Annotated in this window: 13 protein-coding genes; 6 read left to right on the top strand and 7 right to left on the bottom strand. The window is 70.4% G+C overall.

What is annotated here, in order from left to right; all coding sequences use genetic code 11:
- Nucleotides 1-75 precede the first annotated feature (75 nt).
- Together E5P2_RS25180 and E5P2_RS25175 are read left to right on the top strand one after the other, a co-directional pair.
- A complete protein-coding gene (locus E5P2_RS25180) occupies nucleotides 76-939 on the top strand; it encodes a hypothetical protein (protein ID WP_162569823.1) in 864 nt (287 codons plus the stop codon).
- Nucleotides 940-974: 35 nt separating this feature from the next.
- A complete protein-coding gene (locus E5P2_RS25175; protein WP_162569822.1) occupies nucleotides 975-1,853 on the top strand; it encodes a hypothetical protein in 879 nt (292 codons plus the stop codon).
- A gap of 39 nt (nucleotides 1,854-1,892) precedes the next feature.
- On the opposite strand, the gene E5P2_RS25170 is transcribed toward E5P2_RS25175, so the two are convergent.
- The 3 genes from E5P2_RS25170 to E5P2_RS25160 all read right to left on the bottom strand — a co-directional run bounded on the left by E5P2_RS25170 (nucleotide 1,893) and on the right by E5P2_RS25160 (nucleotide 6,991).
- Nucleotides 1,893-3,896 (bottom strand): ATP-binding response regulator, encoded by a 2,004-nt coding sequence (locus E5P2_RS25170; protein WP_162569821.1) that lies wholly within the window; start codon nucleotides 3,894-3,896, stop codon nucleotides 1,893-1,895.
- Complete coding sequence (locus E5P2_RS25165) at nucleotides 3,893-4,930, bottom strand: ABC transporter substrate-binding protein (protein WP_162569820.1); 1,038 nt, start codon at nucleotides 4,928-4,930, stop codon at nucleotides 3,893-3,895. The genes E5P2_RS25170 and E5P2_RS25165 overlap by 4 nt, the downstream gene beginning before the upstream one ends.
- Nucleotides 4,931-5,098: 168 nt before the next feature.
- Entirely contained in the window at nucleotides 5,099-6,991 is a 1,893-nt protein-coding gene (locus E5P2_RS25160; protein WP_162569819.1) for an ATP-binding response regulator, read from the bottom strand.
- A 242-nt stretch (nucleotides 6,992-7,233) separates the two neighbouring features.
- Here E5P2_RS25160 and phnD point away from each other — a divergent pair, with 242 nt between their 5' ends.
- Nucleotides 7,234-8,259: a phosphate/phosphite/phosphonate ABC transporter substrate-binding protein gene (gene phnD, locus E5P2_RS25155; RefSeq protein WP_162570661.1), complete on the top strand. Its 1,026-nt coding sequence runs from the start codon at nucleotides 7,234-7,236 to the stop codon at nucleotides 8,257-8,259.
- A 6-nt stretch (nucleotides 8,260-8,265) separates the two neighbouring features.
- Here the strand turns inward: phnD and E5P2_RS25150 are convergent, their stop codons facing one another.
- From E5P2_RS25150 to E5P2_RS25135, 4 genes are read right to left on the bottom strand one after another with little or no spacing between them, the layout of a single operon-like run.
- The gene (locus E5P2_RS25150; RefSeq protein ID WP_162569818.1) at nucleotides 8,266-9,237 is read right to left on the bottom strand and encodes a Bug family tripartite tricarboxylate transporter substrate binding protein; all 972 of its coding nucleotides are present in this window, start codon (nucleotides 9,235-9,237) and stop codon (nucleotides 8,266-8,268) included.
- 19 nt (nucleotides 9,238-9,256) lie between these two features.
- Nucleotides 9,257-10,561, bottom strand: coding sequence for an amidase (locus E5P2_RS37885; RefSeq protein WP_162569817.1), 1,305 nt, complete (start codon nucleotides 10,559-10,561; stop codon nucleotides 9,257-9,259).
- Nucleotides 10,561-11,142, bottom strand: a complete 582-nt coding sequence (locus E5P2_RS25140) for a hypothetical protein (RefSeq protein WP_162569816.1) — start codon at nucleotides 11,140-11,142, stop codon at nucleotides 10,561-10,563. Before E5P2_RS25140 ends, E5P2_RS37885 begins: the two co-directional genes overlap by 1 nt.
- 59 nt (nucleotides 11,143-11,201) lie before the next feature.
- On the bottom strand, nucleotides 11,202-11,876 hold the full coding sequence (locus E5P2_RS25135) for a Crp/Fnr family transcriptional regulator (protein ID WP_162569815.1): 675 nt from the start codon (nucleotides 11,874-11,876) through the stop codon (nucleotides 11,202-11,204).
- Nucleotides 11,877-12,036: 160 nt separating this feature from the next.
- Between E5P2_RS25135 and tssK the strand changes: the two genes are divergently transcribed.
- Genes tssK through tssM form a run of 3 tightly spaced genes read left to right on the top strand, consistent with a single transcriptional unit; the run spans nucleotide 12,037 to nucleotide 18,286 of the window.
- Entirely contained in the window at nucleotides 12,037-13,368 is a 1,332-nt protein-coding gene (gene tssK, locus E5P2_RS25130) for a type VI secretion system baseplate subunit TssK (RefSeq protein ID WP_162569814.1), read from the top strand.
- Nucleotides 13,365-14,690: a DotU family type VI secretion system protein gene (locus tag E5P2_RS25125; RefSeq protein ID WP_162569813.1), complete on the top strand. Its 1,326-nt coding sequence runs from the start codon at nucleotides 13,365-13,367 to the stop codon at nucleotides 14,688-14,690. The genes tssK and E5P2_RS25125 overlap by 4 nt, the downstream gene beginning before the upstream one ends.
- Nucleotides 14,687-18,286: a type VI secretion system membrane subunit TssM gene (gene tssM / locus E5P2_RS25120; RefSeq protein WP_162569812.1), complete on the top strand. Its 3,600-nt coding sequence runs from the start codon at nucleotides 14,687-14,689 to the stop codon at nucleotides 18,284-18,286. The genes E5P2_RS25125 and tssM overlap by 4 nt, the downstream gene beginning before the upstream one ends.
- Nucleotides 18,287-18,342 lie beyond the last annotated feature (56 nt).

Below are 18,342 nucleotides of genomic sequence, written 5' to 3'. Positions count from 1 at the left end.
TACTGAAGCATCCACGATGCTCACCGTCATGTCGCCAATGGCAGCCACTGATCAACGAGGGAAGGAACGTGAATCATGAATATCCGCGAAATGCCGGATCTGCGCACGACGACACCTCCGACCACGCCCCCGACCACGCTGTCGGCGGCGAAGTCCGAATCGATCGAAATTGCCGTCAAGGTGATCGAGCAAAAAACCAGCCTCCCGGCCGATGTCGCGATCAAGACGCTCGTCCGCCGCATCAGGCAGCGTGCCTTCGATTCGCAGCGGGCCGCCATCGCGCGAGAAAGCGTGGTCGCCTCCGCGCTGACCAGAGAGTCCTTCGCCAGGAACTATGGGTTGGCCGATCTTGCCAAGGTTCATGTGAGGGCGATGCTGACGCATGGGTCCAATGCGATGCCGGACGCCAGGCTCGGCCCCCACGAGGCCAGGACGCGCATCGCCGCCCTGCGCGATGAGCGAAGACGCATTCTGGAAGAACTTGTCGAGGACAACGACATTCCATGGCGATGCGGGGTCAACTTGAAAGGGCAAGAGGTCGTGTGCGTCATGCAGGCCGATGTGATGCGGATCTCGGCGTACTTGCTGAAGAAGTGGGGCTACGGTCATTGCGAGGAGCAAGCGTCGGCGGCCTGGTGGTTTCTCCGGGAGTGCAATCCCCATGGCGGCCTGGTGGAAGTCTTCCGCTTTGAAGGGGGCGATCACATGCTGGTGGTCATCGGCCGAGAACCCGATTCGGATCTGGAAGACATGAGCACCTGGGGGCCGGACGCGGTGGTGTGTGATCCCTGGGCTGACAAGGTCTACCCCTTGTCGGCGTTCGACGAGATGCGGCTGCCCAGGAACGATGTGCGGGATTTCCTTGCGCTGCATCGGATGCACTGCTTGACCGGCACCATGCAGCGCCTGGACGAAGACCGCTGGGGAGGATTGCCTTGATGAAGCGCGAGCGCAGATGCGGATGACGACCCACCATGCCCGACCGCCATGTCGCCGACCGCCAGGCCTTCCTTCGATTGGCGCAGGAGATGCATCGCGAACTCGCTGTTCCCGTGCCGCCGATTCACCTCGAATCGGACGATTCGATGGCCCTGTCCCTGGACCTGGGCGACGCATCCATCGAGATCATCCACTCATTGACTCGGAATTCTTCGTCGGTATTGCTCGATTGCGAAGTGGGCCGCGTCCCGCACGGCCCGGCCGATGCGTCCGAATACCGGCTGCTTTGCGCCAGCGGCGAATTGTTTCGGATGCGGCCGGCATCCCTCGGCATGGATGCTGTTCGGCAAGCGATCTTCTGCTCGCAATGGAGATCGCTCGTGTCGCTGACGGCGGCCGATCTTCTCGCCGAGGCGCTCGCGTTGGCTCGTCCGCTCAGAGACTGGGTGCGGGCAGGTCTTCATGACGACCATTGGCCAGGCGTGCTCGGCACGTGCACGCGCTGCTCGTCAACCACGAGCGACGATGCCGTCCATTGGCGGCGCGTCTTCCGTGCCGCCGTCGAATCGCTGGGCGCAGGGCGGGCACCTGCCGGGGACCACGTCGGCGAGGCCGGATCGAGCGTGGACGTCGAGATCATTCATGATGGGATCTCGTTCTCGATGGCGCATTCCCTCGAGGCCCCGCGCAGACTGACGCTCGAACTGACACTCGGCCCCTGCGCCGATCTTCCCGCCGGCGAGACGGCGCTCCTGCTTCAATTCAACAGGGAACTTTCGCGCGACGATGGCGCCGCATTCAGCGTGGCCCGGCAGCGCGATCTCATGCGCTTCGCATGCGCTCTGGACCTCGAAGCGCTGGGCACAGAGTCGTTGCGACGGCGAATGACCGAGCTCGCCGTGCTGATGAAATGACCCGTTCGAGACACCGATGGATGCGGCCCTTCGGTGCGCTCAAGCGATCTGTCCGGCGCGCCGCGTCGACAACAGTGCCCGCAGCTTGGCCGGCGCGACCGGCTTGGTGAGCAGCATCACGCCGCGCTGGCGCAGCCGCTGCAGCACCTCGGGTCCGGTGGCGCCCGACACCAGCACCGCCAGCGCATCGGGCTGCAGCTGGCGCGTGGCGTCGATCACGCCCATGCCGTCCTCGTCGCCCGCGAGTTGCAGGTCGCACAGCACGACATCGAAGCGCGCGCCGGCTTCGCCCATCCGGGCCAGCGCCTCGGCGCCGCTCGCCACGCATTCGACCAGGCAGCCCCATTGCTGCAGCAGCGCGCGGCTGCCGTCGAGGATCGCGGGGTCGTCGTCCACCACCAGACAGCGCAGCCCGGCCAGCGGTGCCGGTGCCACGGCTTCCGGCGCGGGCGGCGGCACCTCGCGCGGATCCGCGAGCGGCAGTTCGAGCGAGAAGGTGCTGCCGGCCTGCAGCGCCGAGCAGAGCTCGATGCGCGTGCCGAGCAGCGCCGCGATGCGCGTGCAGATCGCGAGGCCGAGGCCGAAGCCCTGGCGCCGGTCGCGCTCGGTGTTGGCGACCTGGTAGAACTCCTCGAAGATGCGCGCCTGATGGATCGGCGCGATGCCGACGCCGTTGTCGCGCACCTCGATGCGCACCGCGCTGCCGCGTCGCCGCGCGGCCACCAGCACCGTGCCTTCGGCCGGCGTGTGGCGGATCGCGTTGCTGACCAGGTTGCCGACGATGCGCAGCAGCAGCGCGGCATCGGTGCGCACTGCGAGGCCCTGGTCCTTCCAGCGCAGCCGGACCTGCGATTCGGCCGCCCCGGCGGCATGTTGCGCATCGAGCTGGTCGAACAGCGCCGCCAGCGAGACGCCGGTGATGCTCGGCGTCAGCACCTGGGCGTCGAGCCGCGAAATCTCCAGCAGGTCATCGAGCAGCACGCCCATGAACGCAGTGCCTTCCTGCAGCCGCAGCACCGCGGGCCGCTGCGCAGCGCTGGCGGTCGGCAGCAGGCCGTCGATGAAGAGGCCCATGGCATGCAGCGGCTGGCGCAGGTCATGGCTGGCGGCGGCCAGGAAGCGGGCGCGCGACAGCGCCGCCTGCTCGGCCTCGGCCATGCGCTGCAGCGCGACGGCGGTGGCCTCGCGCACCTTGTCCTCGCTGCGCTGCCGGTTTCGCTGCAGGCGGTCGGCCAGGCGGTTGATGTCGTGCGCGAGCGTGGCGAGTTCGTGCCGCGCGCGCGGCGTGCCGATCGGGCGGCCGGCCTCGATGTCGGCGGCCTGGGTGTCGGTGGTGACGAGGTCGCAGCGCGCGTCGAACTGCCCGGCCTCGAGCGCCGCGACGGTGCGCGAGATGCGGCGCAGCGGCCGCGTGACGGTGCGCGCGGTATGGCGCACCCAGGCCCAGGCCGCCAGCAGCGCGATCAGGCCGACGCCGATGCCGGCCATCAGCGAGCGCGTGCGTTCGTGCGTGTAGGAGGTGGTGTCGCGGAAGGTCTGCACCAGCCCGATCGGCGCTTCGCCCGCCGCGGTCGAGCCGGCGGGCGAGAAGGCGCTGGCGCGCGAGGCTTCGCGCAGCGTGACCGGCGCGGTGAACATGCGCAGCTGCGCGAGCGGCGGCGCCTTGGGCCCGGCCGTGACGTAGATGCCGGCGTTGTTGCTGATCTCGACACGCGTCACCTGGCCGCCGCGCAGCGCGGCGTTGGCGACGTTCTGCAGCGCCGGCAGGTCGCCCGCATAGAGGCTGAGGTCGGACATCGCCGCGACCTGGCGCGCCACGGCTTCGCCCTCGGCATCGAATGCGGCTTCGAGCGTGTTGAGGCGGATGTGCGTGAACCAGCCGGTGAGCGCCAGCGTGACCACTGCGCAGGGCACGATGCCCAGCCGCAGCAGGTCGCGCTGCAGGCTGCCGCGGACCACCAGCGTGCGGCCGTCCGGCAGCGGCGGGTCGATGGGGCTTGCCGCGGAGACGGGCACGACCAGGCGGTGGCTCGAGGAGATCATCGGGTGGCCGTCACCCGGGCGGTCAGCTCGCGTTCTTCGGGCAGGTGCAGGCCGAGTCCGCGCGCCACGGTGCCGTTGACTCGCACGCTCGCCGGCGTCGCCGGCTCGACCAGCACGCCGGCACTTCCCGCATTGGCGGCGGCGACCTTGCGTGCCAATGCGCGCGCCTGCTGCGCGAGCTGGGCCGGGGTCGAGATCGCGGCGGCCAGCCCGCCCGAGCGCACCAGCCCCTCGCTGGCGCCGAACACCGGCAGCCCGGCACCGGCGCCGGCGCGCAGCACCGACAGCGTGGCCGCCTGGCTGTCGCCGATCAGGTCGGGCAGCACCAGCAGCGCGTCGCTGCGCGGCACCAGCAGGCGCAGCACGGCGGCCAGCGATTGCGCATCGGGCGCGTACTCGACCTGCACGTCCCAGCCCTGCGCGGCGCGCCGCAGTTCGCGCACCAGCGGTTCCGACTCGGCGGTGGCGACCACGCCGAGGCGCCGTTTCTGCGGCAGCACCGCATCGATCAGCGCCAGCTGGTCGGCCATCGCCGGGTCGCGCAGCAACACGCCGACACGGCGCTCGCCGCGCCGCAGCCCGGGGTCGCTCTTCAGGCTTTCGTAGTCGAGCCGGGTGAGCATCGCGAGCACCAGCGGATCGCGGCCCGGCCGATCGATCGCCGAGCGTGCCGCGTCCATGCCGACGGCGACCGTCACCGCGGGATCGGCGCCAGCGTCGGAGCGCAGGCCGCGGGTGCGCACGCCGGCCATTGCACGGTCCTCGTCGGCACTCGCGCTGTCCGCCGCCGAAGCGACAGTGGTGTTGGCGGCGGTGTTGGTGGTGCCGAGGCGGACCACGTCGACGCGGCTGTCCTTCTCCTGGGTGTCGCGCAGCTCGCGCACGAATTCGGCATGCGCCGCCGTGTCGTCGGTCAGCAGCACGGTCAGCCCGGCCGCCTGTGCGGCGCCGCACAGCAGCGCGGTGCAGAGCAGCGCGATGCCCGCGACGGCGCACGGCACGGAACCGGGCGTGGAAAGGCAATTCGCAAACATGGTGCAAGGCCGTTGGGTATGGAACCCAATGTACGGATGCGGCTGTTTTCGCGCGATAAGGCAGAGGGCTTATGTCGGCGCCCGTGCGGCCGGATTGCGGCGTCCGCCGGTGCCGTCTCGCGGCCGCTCGGTCTATGTCCGATGGGGGATGCCCGCCGCGGGCGGATCCTAGAGCACAGCCTGCCGGATCGCGCTCAGCTGCGCATGGATCGCCTGCCGCAGCATCCGGGGCGAGACGGGCTTGTAGAGCACGGCCACGCCGGCGCTGGCGACTTCGCGCAGCCGGTCGGGCTTGGTCTCGCCGGTGACGAGCAGGCGCCCGGTCTCCTCGCCGATGCCGTGCGGATGGCGCTCCAGCGCGGCCAGCACGTCCAGTCCGTTGTCGCCGCCCTGCAGCAGCAGGTCGCTGAGCACCAGGTCGGGCGGCCGCTCCCAGGTGTCGGCCAGCGCCAGCGCTTCGCTGCGCGTCTGCGCGATCAGCACCTCGGCGCCCCAGTTCGACAGCACGACCTGCAGCCCTTCGAGGATGGTGCGCTCGTCGTCGATGACCAGCACGCGCACGCCGTGCAGGCTCGGCGCCTCGTCGATCGCGATGCCGCCGGCGGGCAGCGCGGCGGGCAGCGCCTGGGCCGGCACGGGCTCGGCCGCGCGCACCAGCACCCGCACGCAGGTGCCCTTGCCCGGCAGCGAGCTCAGATCGACGCGCGTGTTGAGCAGTGCCGCCAGCCGCTGCACCGTGGCCAGCCCGAGTCCCATGCCGCGCGCACCGCGGCCCTGGCGGCCGTTCGGCTCGACCTGGTAGAACTCCTCGAAGACCCGCGACTGGTGCTTGGCCGCGATGCCGATGCCGGTGTCCAGCACGTCGATGCGGATCGCCCGGCCGCGCCGCCGCGCGCCGATCAGCACGCCGCCCTCGGTGGTGTGGCGCAGCGAGTTCGACACCAGGTTGTTGAGGATGCGCGACAGCATCACGTAGTCGCAGCGCACCCACAGCTCGGTCTTGCGCACCACCAGCCGCAGGTTCTGCTGCTCGGCCACGGCGCGGAAGTTGCGGCTGATCTCGTCGAACAGATGGTCGAGCGCGAAATCCGTCCACTGCGGCTGCAGCACGCCGGCGTCGAGCTGCGACAGGTTGAGCAGCTCCGAGAACAGCCGGTCGAGCGAATCGACGCACTCGCGGATGTGGCCGATGCGCTGCAGCCGCACCGGGTCGGTCTCGCCGTTGGCCAGGCCGTCCGAGAACAGCGTGAGCGCGTGCAGCGGCTGGCGCAGGTCGTGGCTCGCGGCCGCCAGGAGGCGCGTCTTGGCCTGGCTCGCCACCTCGAGCTGCCGGTTCTTGCTCTCGAGCTCGGCCGTGGCCTCGGTGATGCGGCTTTCCAGCTGGCTGCGGCTTTCCGTCAGCGCGCGTGCCGCCAGGTTGAAGCCGTGCTGCAGGCGCCGTACTTCGGCCGTGCCTTCGAGCGCCACCTGCGCGTTCTCGCCGGCGCCGAGCTGGTCCACGGCCTCGCCGAGCGCGCGGATCGGCGCGCTGATGCGCCGCGCCGCCCACCAGCCGGCCAGGCCCACGCCGACCAGGCTGGCGCCCAGCACCAGCACCACGTTGATCCACACCGATTGCCTGGCGACGCGCACCGCGTCGAGGTTGATCTCCACCATCACCTTGCCGGCATGCATGCCGTCCTCGGCGACGATCGGCGCCACCACCTGCAGGCCTTCGGCCGGCTTGCGGTCGAGGGTTTCGGAGTTGGCGAGGATCTCGCCATCCTCCGACCAGATCTGGACCTGCTGCACATGCGGCTGGGAGCTGCCGGATTCAGCGCTGTGCTGCAGCGCACGCCGGTCCATGCGCTGGATCTGGGGCTGTGCCACGGTCGCGACCTGCAGCGCGACGGTCTGCGCGTTGGCCCGCATCAGTTCCGTCACGTTGGCCAGGTGCTGGCGCGTCAGCACCGCGATCGCGCCCAGCGTGGCCACCGTGGCGGGCAGCAGCGCCAGCAGCACGAGCTGCTGCGCCAGCGTGAGGCGCACCAGCAGGCGCAGGGTGCGGAAGGGCCGGCTCATGGGCGGCGCGCGCGCGCGCGGGCCGGGCGATCGCCGATCGGCCTCGGTCCATGAATGATTAAAAACGCCACGTTTCCCGCAGAAGTTGGTTTCTAATTGTGTTCTTGACCGCCCCGTTTTGACCAGCCCGTTCACCGGGCCTTCCGCCATTGCGCTTTCCGACGATGCAGGCCACTGTCCACCTCCCCGCCGGTGTCGCACTCCCCGCCGACGCCCCGGCTCCGGCGCGCCTCAAGGGGCCGATGGTACGGCGTGTCGGCGCCGTGCTGTGGCGCTGTGCGCTGGCGCTGCTGCTCGGCGTGCAGCTTGCGGCGACGGCGCAGCCGGCGGCGCCCGCCGGCAATGCAGCGCCGCTGCGCTTCGGCATCCTGCCGCTGGGCGGCGCCTTCGAATCGCGCAACGACTGGGAGCCTCTGCTGGCGGACCTGAGCCGTGCCATCGGCCGTCCGGTCAGCGTGCTCTCGGTCACCTCCTACGAAGCGCTCGAACAGGCGATCCAGCGCAACGAGGTCGACATGGCCTTCCTGTCCGGAAAGATGGCGCTCGACGCCGTGACGCTGCATCGCATGACCGTGGTCGCGCAGGTCACGCGCCACGACGGCCTGCCCGGCTACCGCGCGCTGCTGCTGACGCGCAAGGCCGGCCCCTTCAATTCGCTGAGGGACCTGCTGGCCGCGCCCGAACGCTGGCGCATGGCGCGCGGCGAGAGCCGCTCGGTGTCGGGCTTCATCGTGCCGCAGCTGCAGCTCTTCCTGCCGAACCACATCGTGATGGAGACGCGCTTTCGCAGCGAGCTGGTCGGCACCCACCAGGTGACCGCGCTCGCCGTCGCCAACGGCGAGGCCGACGTGGCCACCAACAACACCGCCGACTTCGAGCGCTTCCGGCTCCAGTTCCCGGCCGAGGCCGATCGCCTGCAGGTGATCTGGGAGTCGGAGCTGATCCCGCATGCGCAGATCGTGATGCGGCGCGACTACAGCCGCGACTTCCAGAAGAAGGTGCAGGACTTTCTGGTCGATTACGCGCGCGGCAAGGGCCAGCGCGGCGAAGCCGAACGCGCGACGCTGAAGTCGCTGCACGACCTCGCCGGCTTCCTCGCCGCCGGCAACAGCTCCCTGCTGCCGGCCGCCAAGCTGTCCTACCAGCTCGCGCGGCAGAGCGCGATGACCTCGCAGTGGGTCAACGAGGCCGCGCGCCAGGCGCGGCTGCAGCGCATCGAGAGCAGCTATGCGGAGCAGGTCGCCGCGCTGCGCGACAACCCGCCCTGAATTCTTCTACTTCTCGGGCTTGATCGCCTCGAAGACGGTCTTGATCTTCGCCAGGCCGTCCTGCTTGATGGCCATCAGCCGCGCCGCGCTGGGATCCGGCGCCGCGGTGACGGCCATGTCGAGCAGCTTGGTTTTCACGGCCGGTTGCTTCAAGGCGGCGCGCATCGCGCCGTTGATCTTGTCGGCGATCGGTGCCGGCACGCCGGCGGGGCTGAAGAGGCCGTACCAGATCTTCATGTCGATGTCGTGGAGCGTGGTGCTCTCGTCGAGCGTCGGGATCTCGGGCGCCGCCGGCGAGCGCTGCGTGTCGCTGATGCCGTAGGCGATCACCTGGCCGCTGCGGATCTGCGGCAGCACGCTGGGCAGCACCATCACCGCGAGGTCGACGTGGCCGCCGACCACGTCGGTGAGGATCTGGCCGGCGGCCTTGTAAGGCACGTGGCGCATGTCGACCCTGGCGCTCGACTTGATCAGCTCGCCGAGGATGTTCAATTGCGTGCCGACGCCCGCCGAGGCGTAGCTGTATTTGCCGGGGTCCGCCCGCATGGCCGCGATCAGCGCGTCGGTCGACCTGGCCGGCATCGTGCTGCGGCCGACGAGGATCATCGGCTGCGTGCCGATCAGGCCCACCGGCGCCAGCGGCGTCCAGCGTTCGAGCTTCGCCTGCGGGTCGGTGATCTGCATCAGCTCCAGCTCGCTGCCGCTGCCCAGCAGCAGCATGTAGCCGTCGGCCTTCGACTCCATCACCTTTCGGGTGCCGACCACGCCGCCGGCGCCCGGCACGTTCTCGACGATGAACTTCTGCCCCAGCTGCGTCGACATCTCGGCCGCCAGCAGCCGCGCGAGCAGGTCGGTGCCGCCGCCGGGACCGTAGGGCACGACGATCGTCACGGGCCGTTCGGGGTAGTCCGCGTGCGCAAGGCCCAGCGTCAACACGGCCGCCGCGGCGACGAGGATTCGATTCAGTTGCTTCCACATGTGCAGTCTCCCGATGAAGTCATGTTCGATCGATGGCGGCCAGGCCGAAGCCGTGCGCGCGTTCGATGGCTCGCGCGGCCAGCAGCAGCGCGAGCTCGTTGCGCGGCGCCGCGACCAGCTGCAGCCCGATGGGCAGGCCGTCCGCGCCCAGGCCCGCGGGCAGCGAGAGGGCCGGGTGCCCGGTGAGGTTGAAGGGGTAGGTGAAGTAGGACCAGTCGACCGGGCCGCGGCCCTCGTGGCCGGCTGGCGCGTCGACGCCGACCGGCGGCGCGCTGGTCGGCGTGGCCGGCGTCGCCAGCAGGTCGATGCGGGCCGCGATCGATGCGTCGTCGTCGAGCTTCGGCAGCCGCGATGCGATGCCGGCGTAGAACTCGGCGTTCCATGCGATGGCCGGGTCGTCACCGAAGATCCGATCGAGCGTGACGACCGTGCAGCCGGCGCGGACCAGCGGGTCGAGTGCGCGCCGGCAGTGCTCCTGCACTTCGGCCGTCGCGCGGCCGGGACCGAGGTTCTCGCACCAGCCGATGCGCCATTCGCGCGTCGGCGAAGGATCCGGTCCGGCCGCCGCGCCGGCATAGTCCGGCACCGGCAGCGCGAGGCTGTCGGGGTCGCGCGCGTCGTGTCCCGCGATCACCGACATCAGCAAGGCGCAATCCGCCACGCTGCGCGCCAGCGGGCCCACGTGGGCCAGCGCCGGCGTTGCCGAGGCCGGCCACACCGGCACACGACCGAACGTCGCCTTGAAGCCGACCAGTCCGCAGAACGAGGCCGGGATGCGCAGCGAGCCGCCGCCATCGGTGCCGAGGGCCGCTGGCACCAGCCCGGCGGCCACGCCGGCCGCAGCGCCGGCGCTCGAACCGCCGGGCGTGCGCGCCGGGTTCCATGGATTGCGCGTGATGCCGGTCAGCGGCGCGTCGCCGACCGCCTTCGAACCGAGTTCGCTGGTGGTGGTCTTGCCGGTGATGCAGGCGCCGGCCGCGCGCAGCCGCGCCACGGCCGGCGCATCCTCGCGCGCGACGTGGTCGGCAAAGGCCCACGAGCCGAAGGTCTGGCGCACGCCGCCGACCGCGATCAGGTCCTTCACGCTGACCGGCAGTCCGGCCAGCGCGCCAGGATCATGGCCTTCGGCGATCCGCGCATCGACGCGGCGCGCCGCCTGCAGCGCGAGCTCGTCGGTGCGCGTGACGCAGGTATTGAGGCGAGGCTCGATGCGATCGGTGCGATCGAGGAACGCGCGCACCACGGCCGATGCGCTGACCTGTCGCGCGCGCACCGCGGCGACCAACTCGGCGGCCGAACAACGCACGAGCGCGTCCGCATCCATCACGCGTGCAGCTCGGCATGGACCGGCGCATCCTTCCACGCGAGCAGCGTGCCGCGGTTCAGCCGCCGCTTGCCGTAGACCAGCCACACCACGTCGACCTCGCCGATCACCTGGTCGATGCGGAATCGGCCCGGGTGCTGCGCAGCCAGTTCGATCGCGGTGAAGCCCGAGTCGTAGCGATGTTCGAGCAGGCCTTGCGCCACCGCCGAGTTGGAGACCTGCTCCAGCCGCGTCTCCCAGCGCGAGGTGTCGAAGTAGCCGCGCGTCGCGACCATGTAGCCCAGCGATTTCGGCTCGGCGACATCGCTGCGCGTGAGCACGCCCATCGCCTTGGTGGTGCCGATGAAGCAGTCGACCAGGAAGATCTCGGTGTGATGGCGCTCGATCGTCAGCGCCACGTCCGGATGCGCGCAGACCTGGATGGTGAAGTCCACCGTGCCGGCGCGCATCATCTCCAGCGCATCGAAGAAGTGGCTCACGTAGACGATCTTCGCGCCCTGCAGCCCGTGGAAGTCGATGTAGCGCTGCGTGTTCAGGTCGTGGTTGCTGCCGGCCGGGCCCAGCGTCGCGAAGGTCTTCATGGCCCGACTCTAAGAGCGCGGTCCGGCAAAGGCCTGTATCCGCAGATACAGGTTCTGCGCTAAAGGCCCTCGACCCTGCGCTCCAGCAGGTCGGGCCGCAGCACCTCGACGTGTCCGGGCTGGGTCTGCACCAGGCCCTGCGTCGCCAGCTTCTTGAGCGTGCGCGTGACCGTCACGCGCGACAGGCCCGACATCGCCGCCAGCTGATCGTGCGTGAGATGCACCTGGGGCCGATCGCGCTGCGGGTTCTGCAATTGCTCGACGCGCGACACGCGCGCCAGCAGTTCGAGCAGCCGTTCTTCCGGCGTCGACGAGGTGAAGCGCATCAGCTTGCGGGCCAGCGAGCGCTGCGTGACGTTCATGAGGCGGATCAGCGCGACCGCGAGTTCGGGCCGCGTGCCGAATGCGGATTCGACCGTGGCCGCATCGAAACAGTCCAGCGTGCAATCGGTGATCGCGAAGGTGGTCGCGAAGCGCGGGCTGCGCTCGAAGGCCGGCCCGGCGCCGAACAGCGTGCCCGGTCCGAGGATCTCCAGCAGCAGCGGCGCGCCGTTGGCGCGCGCCATGGTCGCGCTGATGTAGCCGGCGCGGATCAGATGGAAGTGGCCGTGCACGGCCTGCGCTTCGCTGAGCGTGGTGCCGGCCGGCACCCACACGCGCTCGCCCAGGCCCCGGGCATCGAGCCAGGGCCGGGTGCATTGGAGGGAACCGTCCCAGGTCGCGTAGATGCTCATCGGCCCCGAAAGCGTACACCGGCCGCGCCATCACCTAACCCCTTCGCACTAGGCCGCCACACCGCCCTAGGCCATTCGCCAGATTTGCCGCCGCACCCCCGCGCCGGAAACTAGATGTTTCCATTCAGGCGGGGATTTCCCTGCCGTCGACGGAGCGCGGATGAGTTGGCGTACTAAAGTGGTTTGGAGCGAGGGGATGCTGCTGCAACCCCAGCACCTGCAGCAAAGCGAGCGCCATGCCGACCATGCGCGGCACCTGCTGTTGCGAAGCACCACGCCCTATGCCTGGGGCTTTGCCGAGCTCGAGATCGATGCCGCTGCGCTGTCGCTCGGCAAGCTGGCGCTGGTGCGCGCGGTCGGCCTGTTCGGCGACGGCACGGTGTTCGACATGCCGGCGGTCGATCCGCTGCCCGAGCCGATCGAGATCCCGTCCACGATGCGCGACGAGCCGGTGGTGCTGGCGCTGCCGCTGCGCCGTGCCGGCGCGCGCGAGGCCGATGCCGAAGCCTACGAAGACCTGGTGCGGCACCGCGTGCTCGAATCCGAGGTGCCCGACTCCAACACCGCCGGCGAGCGCACCGCGACGCTGCAGCTCGGCACGCTGCACACGCGCCTGATGCGCGCCGGCGACGCGACCGACGCCTGGACCACGCTCAACGTCACGCGCGTGGTCGAGCGCCGCGTCGACAACCAGGTGCAGCTCGACCGCGCGTTGCTGCCGCCCTTGCTCGACGTCGCCGGCCATGCGGTCATCCGTGCCTGGCTCGACGAACTGCTGGGCCTCTTGCGCCAGCGCGGCGAGGCGCTGGCCGGGCGCATGACGCAGGGCGGCACCGGCGGCGTGGCCGAGATCGCCGACTTCATGCTGCTGCAGACGGTCAACCGCAACGAGGCCGTGTTCGCGCACATGGCCCGAAGCGCGATGCTGCATCCGCAGCGCTTCTTCGAACACGCCCTGGCGCTGGCCGGCGATCTCGCGACCTTTCGCGATGCGCGGCGCGTCACGCGCTTCGGTCCCTACATCCATGACGACCTCGCCCTGAGTTTCCGTCCCGTGATGGACGACCTGCGGCGCAGCCTGTCGATGGTGCTCGAACAGTCGGCCATCCGCATCGAACTGCACGACCGCAAGCATGGCGTGCGCGTGGCGGTGATCCCCGATGTCGAGCTGCAGCGCAACGCGACTTTCGTTCTCGCGGTCAACGCGCAGATGCCGAGCGAGGCGCTGCGCGCGCGCTTTCCGACGCAGGTCAAGATCGGTCCGGTCGAGCGCATCCGCGATCTCGTCAATCTCGCGCTGCCCGGCGTCACGCTGACACCGATGCCGGTCGCGCCGCGGCAGATCCCGTTCCACACCGGCGCCAACTACTTCGAGCTCGAGACGCGCAGCAGCGATCTCTGGCGCCAGCTCGAACAGTCGGGCGGCGTCGCGATGCACATCGCAGGCGACTTCCCTGGTTTGGACCTCGCGTTCTGGGCCATCAGATCATGACCACGCCCGATCCCTTTGCCGCCTACGAATCCGAGCGCACGGTCATCAAGCCCAAGCCGCGCGCGCCGGGCGGCGGCGCGGCCGCGGTGCCGCCGACGCAGATGGGCGGCGGCGATGCCTTGCCGGGTGAACTCGGTGAGCTCGGCTTGCTGAACCCGCTGGTGTCGGCCGCGGGCAAGCTGCTGGTGCTGATCGGCAAGCTGCGCAACCTCGTGCAGCCGCGCGACGTGCAGGCGCTGCGCGCCTCCACCGCCGAGGCCGTCAACCAGTTCGATGCCGACGCGCGCCGCGCCGGCGTCGCCAACGAATCGGTGCTGGCCGCGCGCTATGTGCTGTGCACCGCGCTCGACGAGGCCGTGGCCAACACGCCCTGGGGCGTGCAGGCCGGCTGGAACAAGCAGAGCCTGCTGGTGCAGTTCCACAACGAGACCTGGGGCGGCGAGAAGGTGTTCCAGCTGCTGGCCAAGCTCGCGCAGGACGTGCCCACGCACCGCCCCTTGCTGGAGCTGATCTACAGCGTGCTTGCGCTCGGCTTCGAAGGCCGCTATCGCGTGGTCGAGAACGGCCGCGCGCAGCTCGACACCGTGCGCCAGCGCCTGGCCGACCTGATCGCCAAGGACCGGCCCGCGCCCGAGGCCGAGCTGTCGCCGCACTGGCGCGGCCAGGCCGCGGGCACGGCGCGGCTGCGCGAGTCGCTGCCGCTGTGGGTGTTCGCGGTCGGCTTCCTGCTGGTGCTGGCGCTCGCGTGGTTCGGCCTCAGGATCTCGCTCAACAACCGCTCCGATGCCACCTACGCGGCGGTTTCGAGCCTGCGCGTGCCCAACGTCCAGATTGCGCCGCCGGCGGTGATGGCCAAGGCGCCGCGGCTCGCGAAATTCCTCGAGCCCGAGATCAAGCAGGGCCTGGTCACCGTGACCGACGAGGCCGACCGCAGCACGGTGCGCCTGCGCGGCGACAGCTTCTTCGGCTCCGGCAGCGCCGAGCCGATGGCGCAGTCGCTGCCGGTGCTGAACCGCATTGGCCAGGCACTGGCCGAGGTCAAGGGCGATGTGCTGATCACCGGCCATTCCGACAACCAGCCGATCCGCTCGATGCGCTACCCGTCCAACTGGCATCTGTCCGCCGCGCGCGCCGATGCGGTGAAGGGCGCGCTGTCGACGCTGGTCGATCCCGCGCGCATGCGCTCCGACGGCAAGGCCGATGCCGAGCCGATCGCCGGCAACGACACGCCGGCCGGCCGCGCGCGCAACCGCCGCGTCGACATCGTGCTGCTCAGTCCGCCCGAGCGCGTGGCCGCCGATCTCGCGGAGGTGAAGCGATGAAGAAGCTGTTCGGCTGGCTGTTCAGTCCGCTGCTGCTCACCGCGCTCGCGCTGCTCGTCATCGCGATCCTGATCTGGTGGGTCGGGCCGCTGATCCGCATCGGCGCGCTGGCGCCGCTCGAAAGCGAGATGGCGCGCGCCGTGCTGATCGGCGTCATCGTGTTGATCGTGGTCCTGCGCGCACTGTGGCGGCGCTGGCGTGCGCGCAAGGCGAGCCGGCACCTGACCGAAGGCCTGATGAAGGCGCCCGCGTCGCAGGCCACCGCGCAGGCCGACAACGGCGAGCAGAAGATCCTCAGCACGCGCTTCACCGAAGCCGTCGCCACGCTCAAGCAGATGCGCCTGCACGCGGCCGGCCGCAAGCCCGGCTGGCGCGACTGGCTCTCGCTGTCGGGCGGCAGCTATCTCTACGACCTGCCGTGGTACGTCTTCATCGGCGCGCCGGGCGCGGGCAAGACCACGGCGCTGGTCAACTCCGGCCTCTCGTTCCCGCTGGCCGACAAGTTCGGCCCCGGCGCGATCCGCGGCGTCGGCGGCACGCGCAACTGCGACTGGTGGTTCACCGACGACGCGGTGCTGATCGACACCGCCGGCCGCTACACCACGCAGGACAGCCACGAGGCCGAGGACAAGAGTGCATGGGAAGGCTTTCTCGGCCTGTTGAAGAAAGTGCGCCCGCGGCGCCCGCTCAACGGCGTGTTCCTCACCGTCAGCGTGGCCGACCTGCTGAGCCAGGGCGCCGAGGCGCGCACCTCGCTCGCGGCCTCGATCCGCGCGCGTTTGCTCGAACTCGATGCCAAGCTCACCACGCGGCTGCCGGTCTACGTGCTGGTGACCAAGAGCGATCTGCTCTACGGCTTCGGCGAATACTTCGCCGACCTCGGCAAGGAACAGCGCGCGCAGGTCTTCGGCTTCACGCTGCCGGTCGAGGAGAGCGCGCAGGTCGACGAAGCCGGGCTCGGCGCGGCCTTCCAGCGCGAGTTCGCCCTGCTGCACGCGCGCGTCAACGACGGCCTCATCGCGCGCATGCAGCGCGAGACCGACGGCACGCGGCGCGCTGCGATCTTCGGCTTCCCGGCGCAGTTCGGCGCCGTCGGGCCGCTGCTGTCCGATCTGCTCGACCAGGTCTTCACCGGCTCTCGCTTCGCACAGCCGCCATGGGTGCGAGGCGTGTACTTCACCAGCGGCACGCAGGAAGGCAGTCCGATCGACCGCGTGATGGGCAGCCTCGCGCGCAGCTTCGGCCTCGAGCGCGCGATGCTGCCGCCGCAGAAGAGCAGCGGCCGCAGCTACTTCCTCACGTCGCTGCTGCGCGACGTGGTGTTCCCCGAGCAGCGGCTGGCCGGCGCCGACGTCAAGCTCGAACGCCGGCGCCATGCCGTGCGGCTGGCCGCGGTGACGGCGATGACGCTGGTCACCGTCGCGCTGCTCGCGGGCTGGGGCTACAGCAGCTGGCGCAACCTGGCGTACCTGCATGCGGTCGAGGCGCGCATCGAGCCGGCACGCCAGACGCTGGCGGCACTGCCGGCGCGCGTGCAGAACCTGGTCGAGGTCGCGCCCGTGCTGCAGGGCCTGCGCAACATCTGGCGCGCGCCCGAGAACCGCGAGGGCGATCCGCCGTTGTCGATGACGCTCGGCCTCTACCAGGGCGACAAGCTCGATGCCGCCGCCATGCTGGCGCACCAGCGCGCGCTCAACGAGGCCTTCCTGCCGCAGCTCGCCAAGCGCATCGAGGACCAGCTGCGCACCGCGCAGAAGGACAACCTCGAATTCAGCTACGAGGCGCTCAAGACCTACCTCATGCTCAACCAGCCCGAGCACTTCGATGCCGAGGCGCTCAAGGCCTGGATCACGCTCGACTGGGCCCGCAGTCTGGACCGCGGCGTTCCCGAGGACCAGCGCAAGCTGCTCGAAGACCAGCTCGACGTGCTGATCGCGCAAGGCCCGCCGCGCTCGCCGCTCAAGATGGACGAGAACCTGGTGCGCAACGTGCGCGCGGTGCTCGCGAGTTATCCGCTGGAGCAGCGCGTCTTCAGCCGCCTCAAGCGCCAGCGCCTGGGCAGCGACGTGCCGCCCTTCAGCATCGCGACCGCGGCCGGACCGTCGGCGCCGCTGGTGTTCGAGCGCATCAGCGGCAAGCCGCTGACCGAGGGCGTGCCGGGCATGTTCACCTACGACGGTTACCACAAGCGCTTCCAGAGCGCGGTCACGGTGCAGACCGCGCTGCTGGCGCAGGAAGACCCGTGGGTGCTCGGCCAGGACCGCGGCGTGGCCGACAAGCTGCGCGATGCGGCCCAGCTCGGCGCGCTGACCGACCGCGTGCGCCGGCTCTACCTCGAGGAGTACGTGAAGGTCTGGGAAGCGATGCTGGCCGACGTGCGCCTGGTGCGCGCCACCGGGCTGGAGAAGAACATCGAGACCGCGCGCATCCTCTCGGGCGTCGACTCGCCGCTGGCCAACTTCCTGCGTGCGGTGGTCAAGCAGACCACGCTGATCCCCGCCGAGACGACCAAGGACGTGGTCAGCAAGGCCACCGAGACCGTGCGCAATACGCGCAAGGGCCTGGAAGATCTGTTCGGCGGCGACCCCAACAAGGCGGTCGCGCCGGGCAAGCGCATCGAGAGCATCGTCGACGACCGCTTCGAGCCGCTGCGCCGCCTCGTCACCGCGGTCGCGCCGGGCCAGCCGGCGCCGATCGACGATGCGCTCAAGCTCTTCAACGAGGTCTACGTGTACCTCACCGCGGTCGACACGGCGGTCAAGGCGCGGACCTCGCCGCCGCCCGGCGACGTCGCGGGCAAGCTCAAGTCCGATGCCGGCCGCCTGCCCGAGCCGGTGCGCTCGATGGTCGAGAACCTCAGCCAGGCCGGCGCCACGCAGGCCAGCGTGGCCGAGCGCGGCAACCTGAGCCAGGACCTGCGCCCGGTCACCGACTTCTGCAACCGTGCGATCGCCGGCCGCTATCCCTTCGTGCCCGGCAGCAGCCGCGACGTGCTGCCGGAGGACTTCGGCCAGATGTTCGGCCCCGGCGGACTGATGGACGACTTCTTCCAGAAGCGCCTGGCCGCGCTGGTCGACACCAGTACCAAGCCCTGGCGCTACAAGCCGGTGGCCGAGCGCGCAGCCGTCACCACGCAGGCGCTCGCGCAGTTCGAGCGCGCCGCGCGCATCAAGGACATCTTCTTCCGCGCCGCCGGCCGCACGCCCGCCATGCGCCTGGACTTCAAGCCGGTCGAGATGGACGAGACCATCACGCAATTCATCCTCGACGTCGACGGCCAGCTGGTGAAGTACTCACACGGCCCGGTGGTGCCGATGGCGGTGCAGTGGCCCGGCCCCAAGGGCAGCAACCAGGTGCGCGTGCAAGTCAGCCCACCCTCGGCCAGCGGTCCCTCGGGCCTGGCGGTGGACGGCCCCTGGGCCCTGTTCCGCGTGCTCGATGGCGGCCAGCTCGAGGCCGGTGACGCGCCCGAAAAGTTCTTCATCACCTTCCAGATCGGCGCGCGCAAGGCGCGCTTCGAAGTCACGACCAACAGCGTGCAGCACCCGATCCGCCTGCGCGAGCTGCGCGAGTTCTCGTGCCCGGAGGGGTTGTGAGCGCCGCGCCGGGCCGCCCCAAGCAAGCTCGCGCCCCCTCGGGGGGCAGCGAGGAC

The sequence above is a fragment of the Variovorax sp. SRS16 genome (assembly GCF_901827165.1).
Classification (GTDB): domain Bacteria; phylum Pseudomonadota; class Gammaproteobacteria; order Burkholderiales; family Burkholderiaceae_C; genus Variovorax.
The sequence above is the reverse complement of the archived record's forward strand: the minus strand, read 5'-3'. Positions and strand labels throughout refer to the sequence as shown.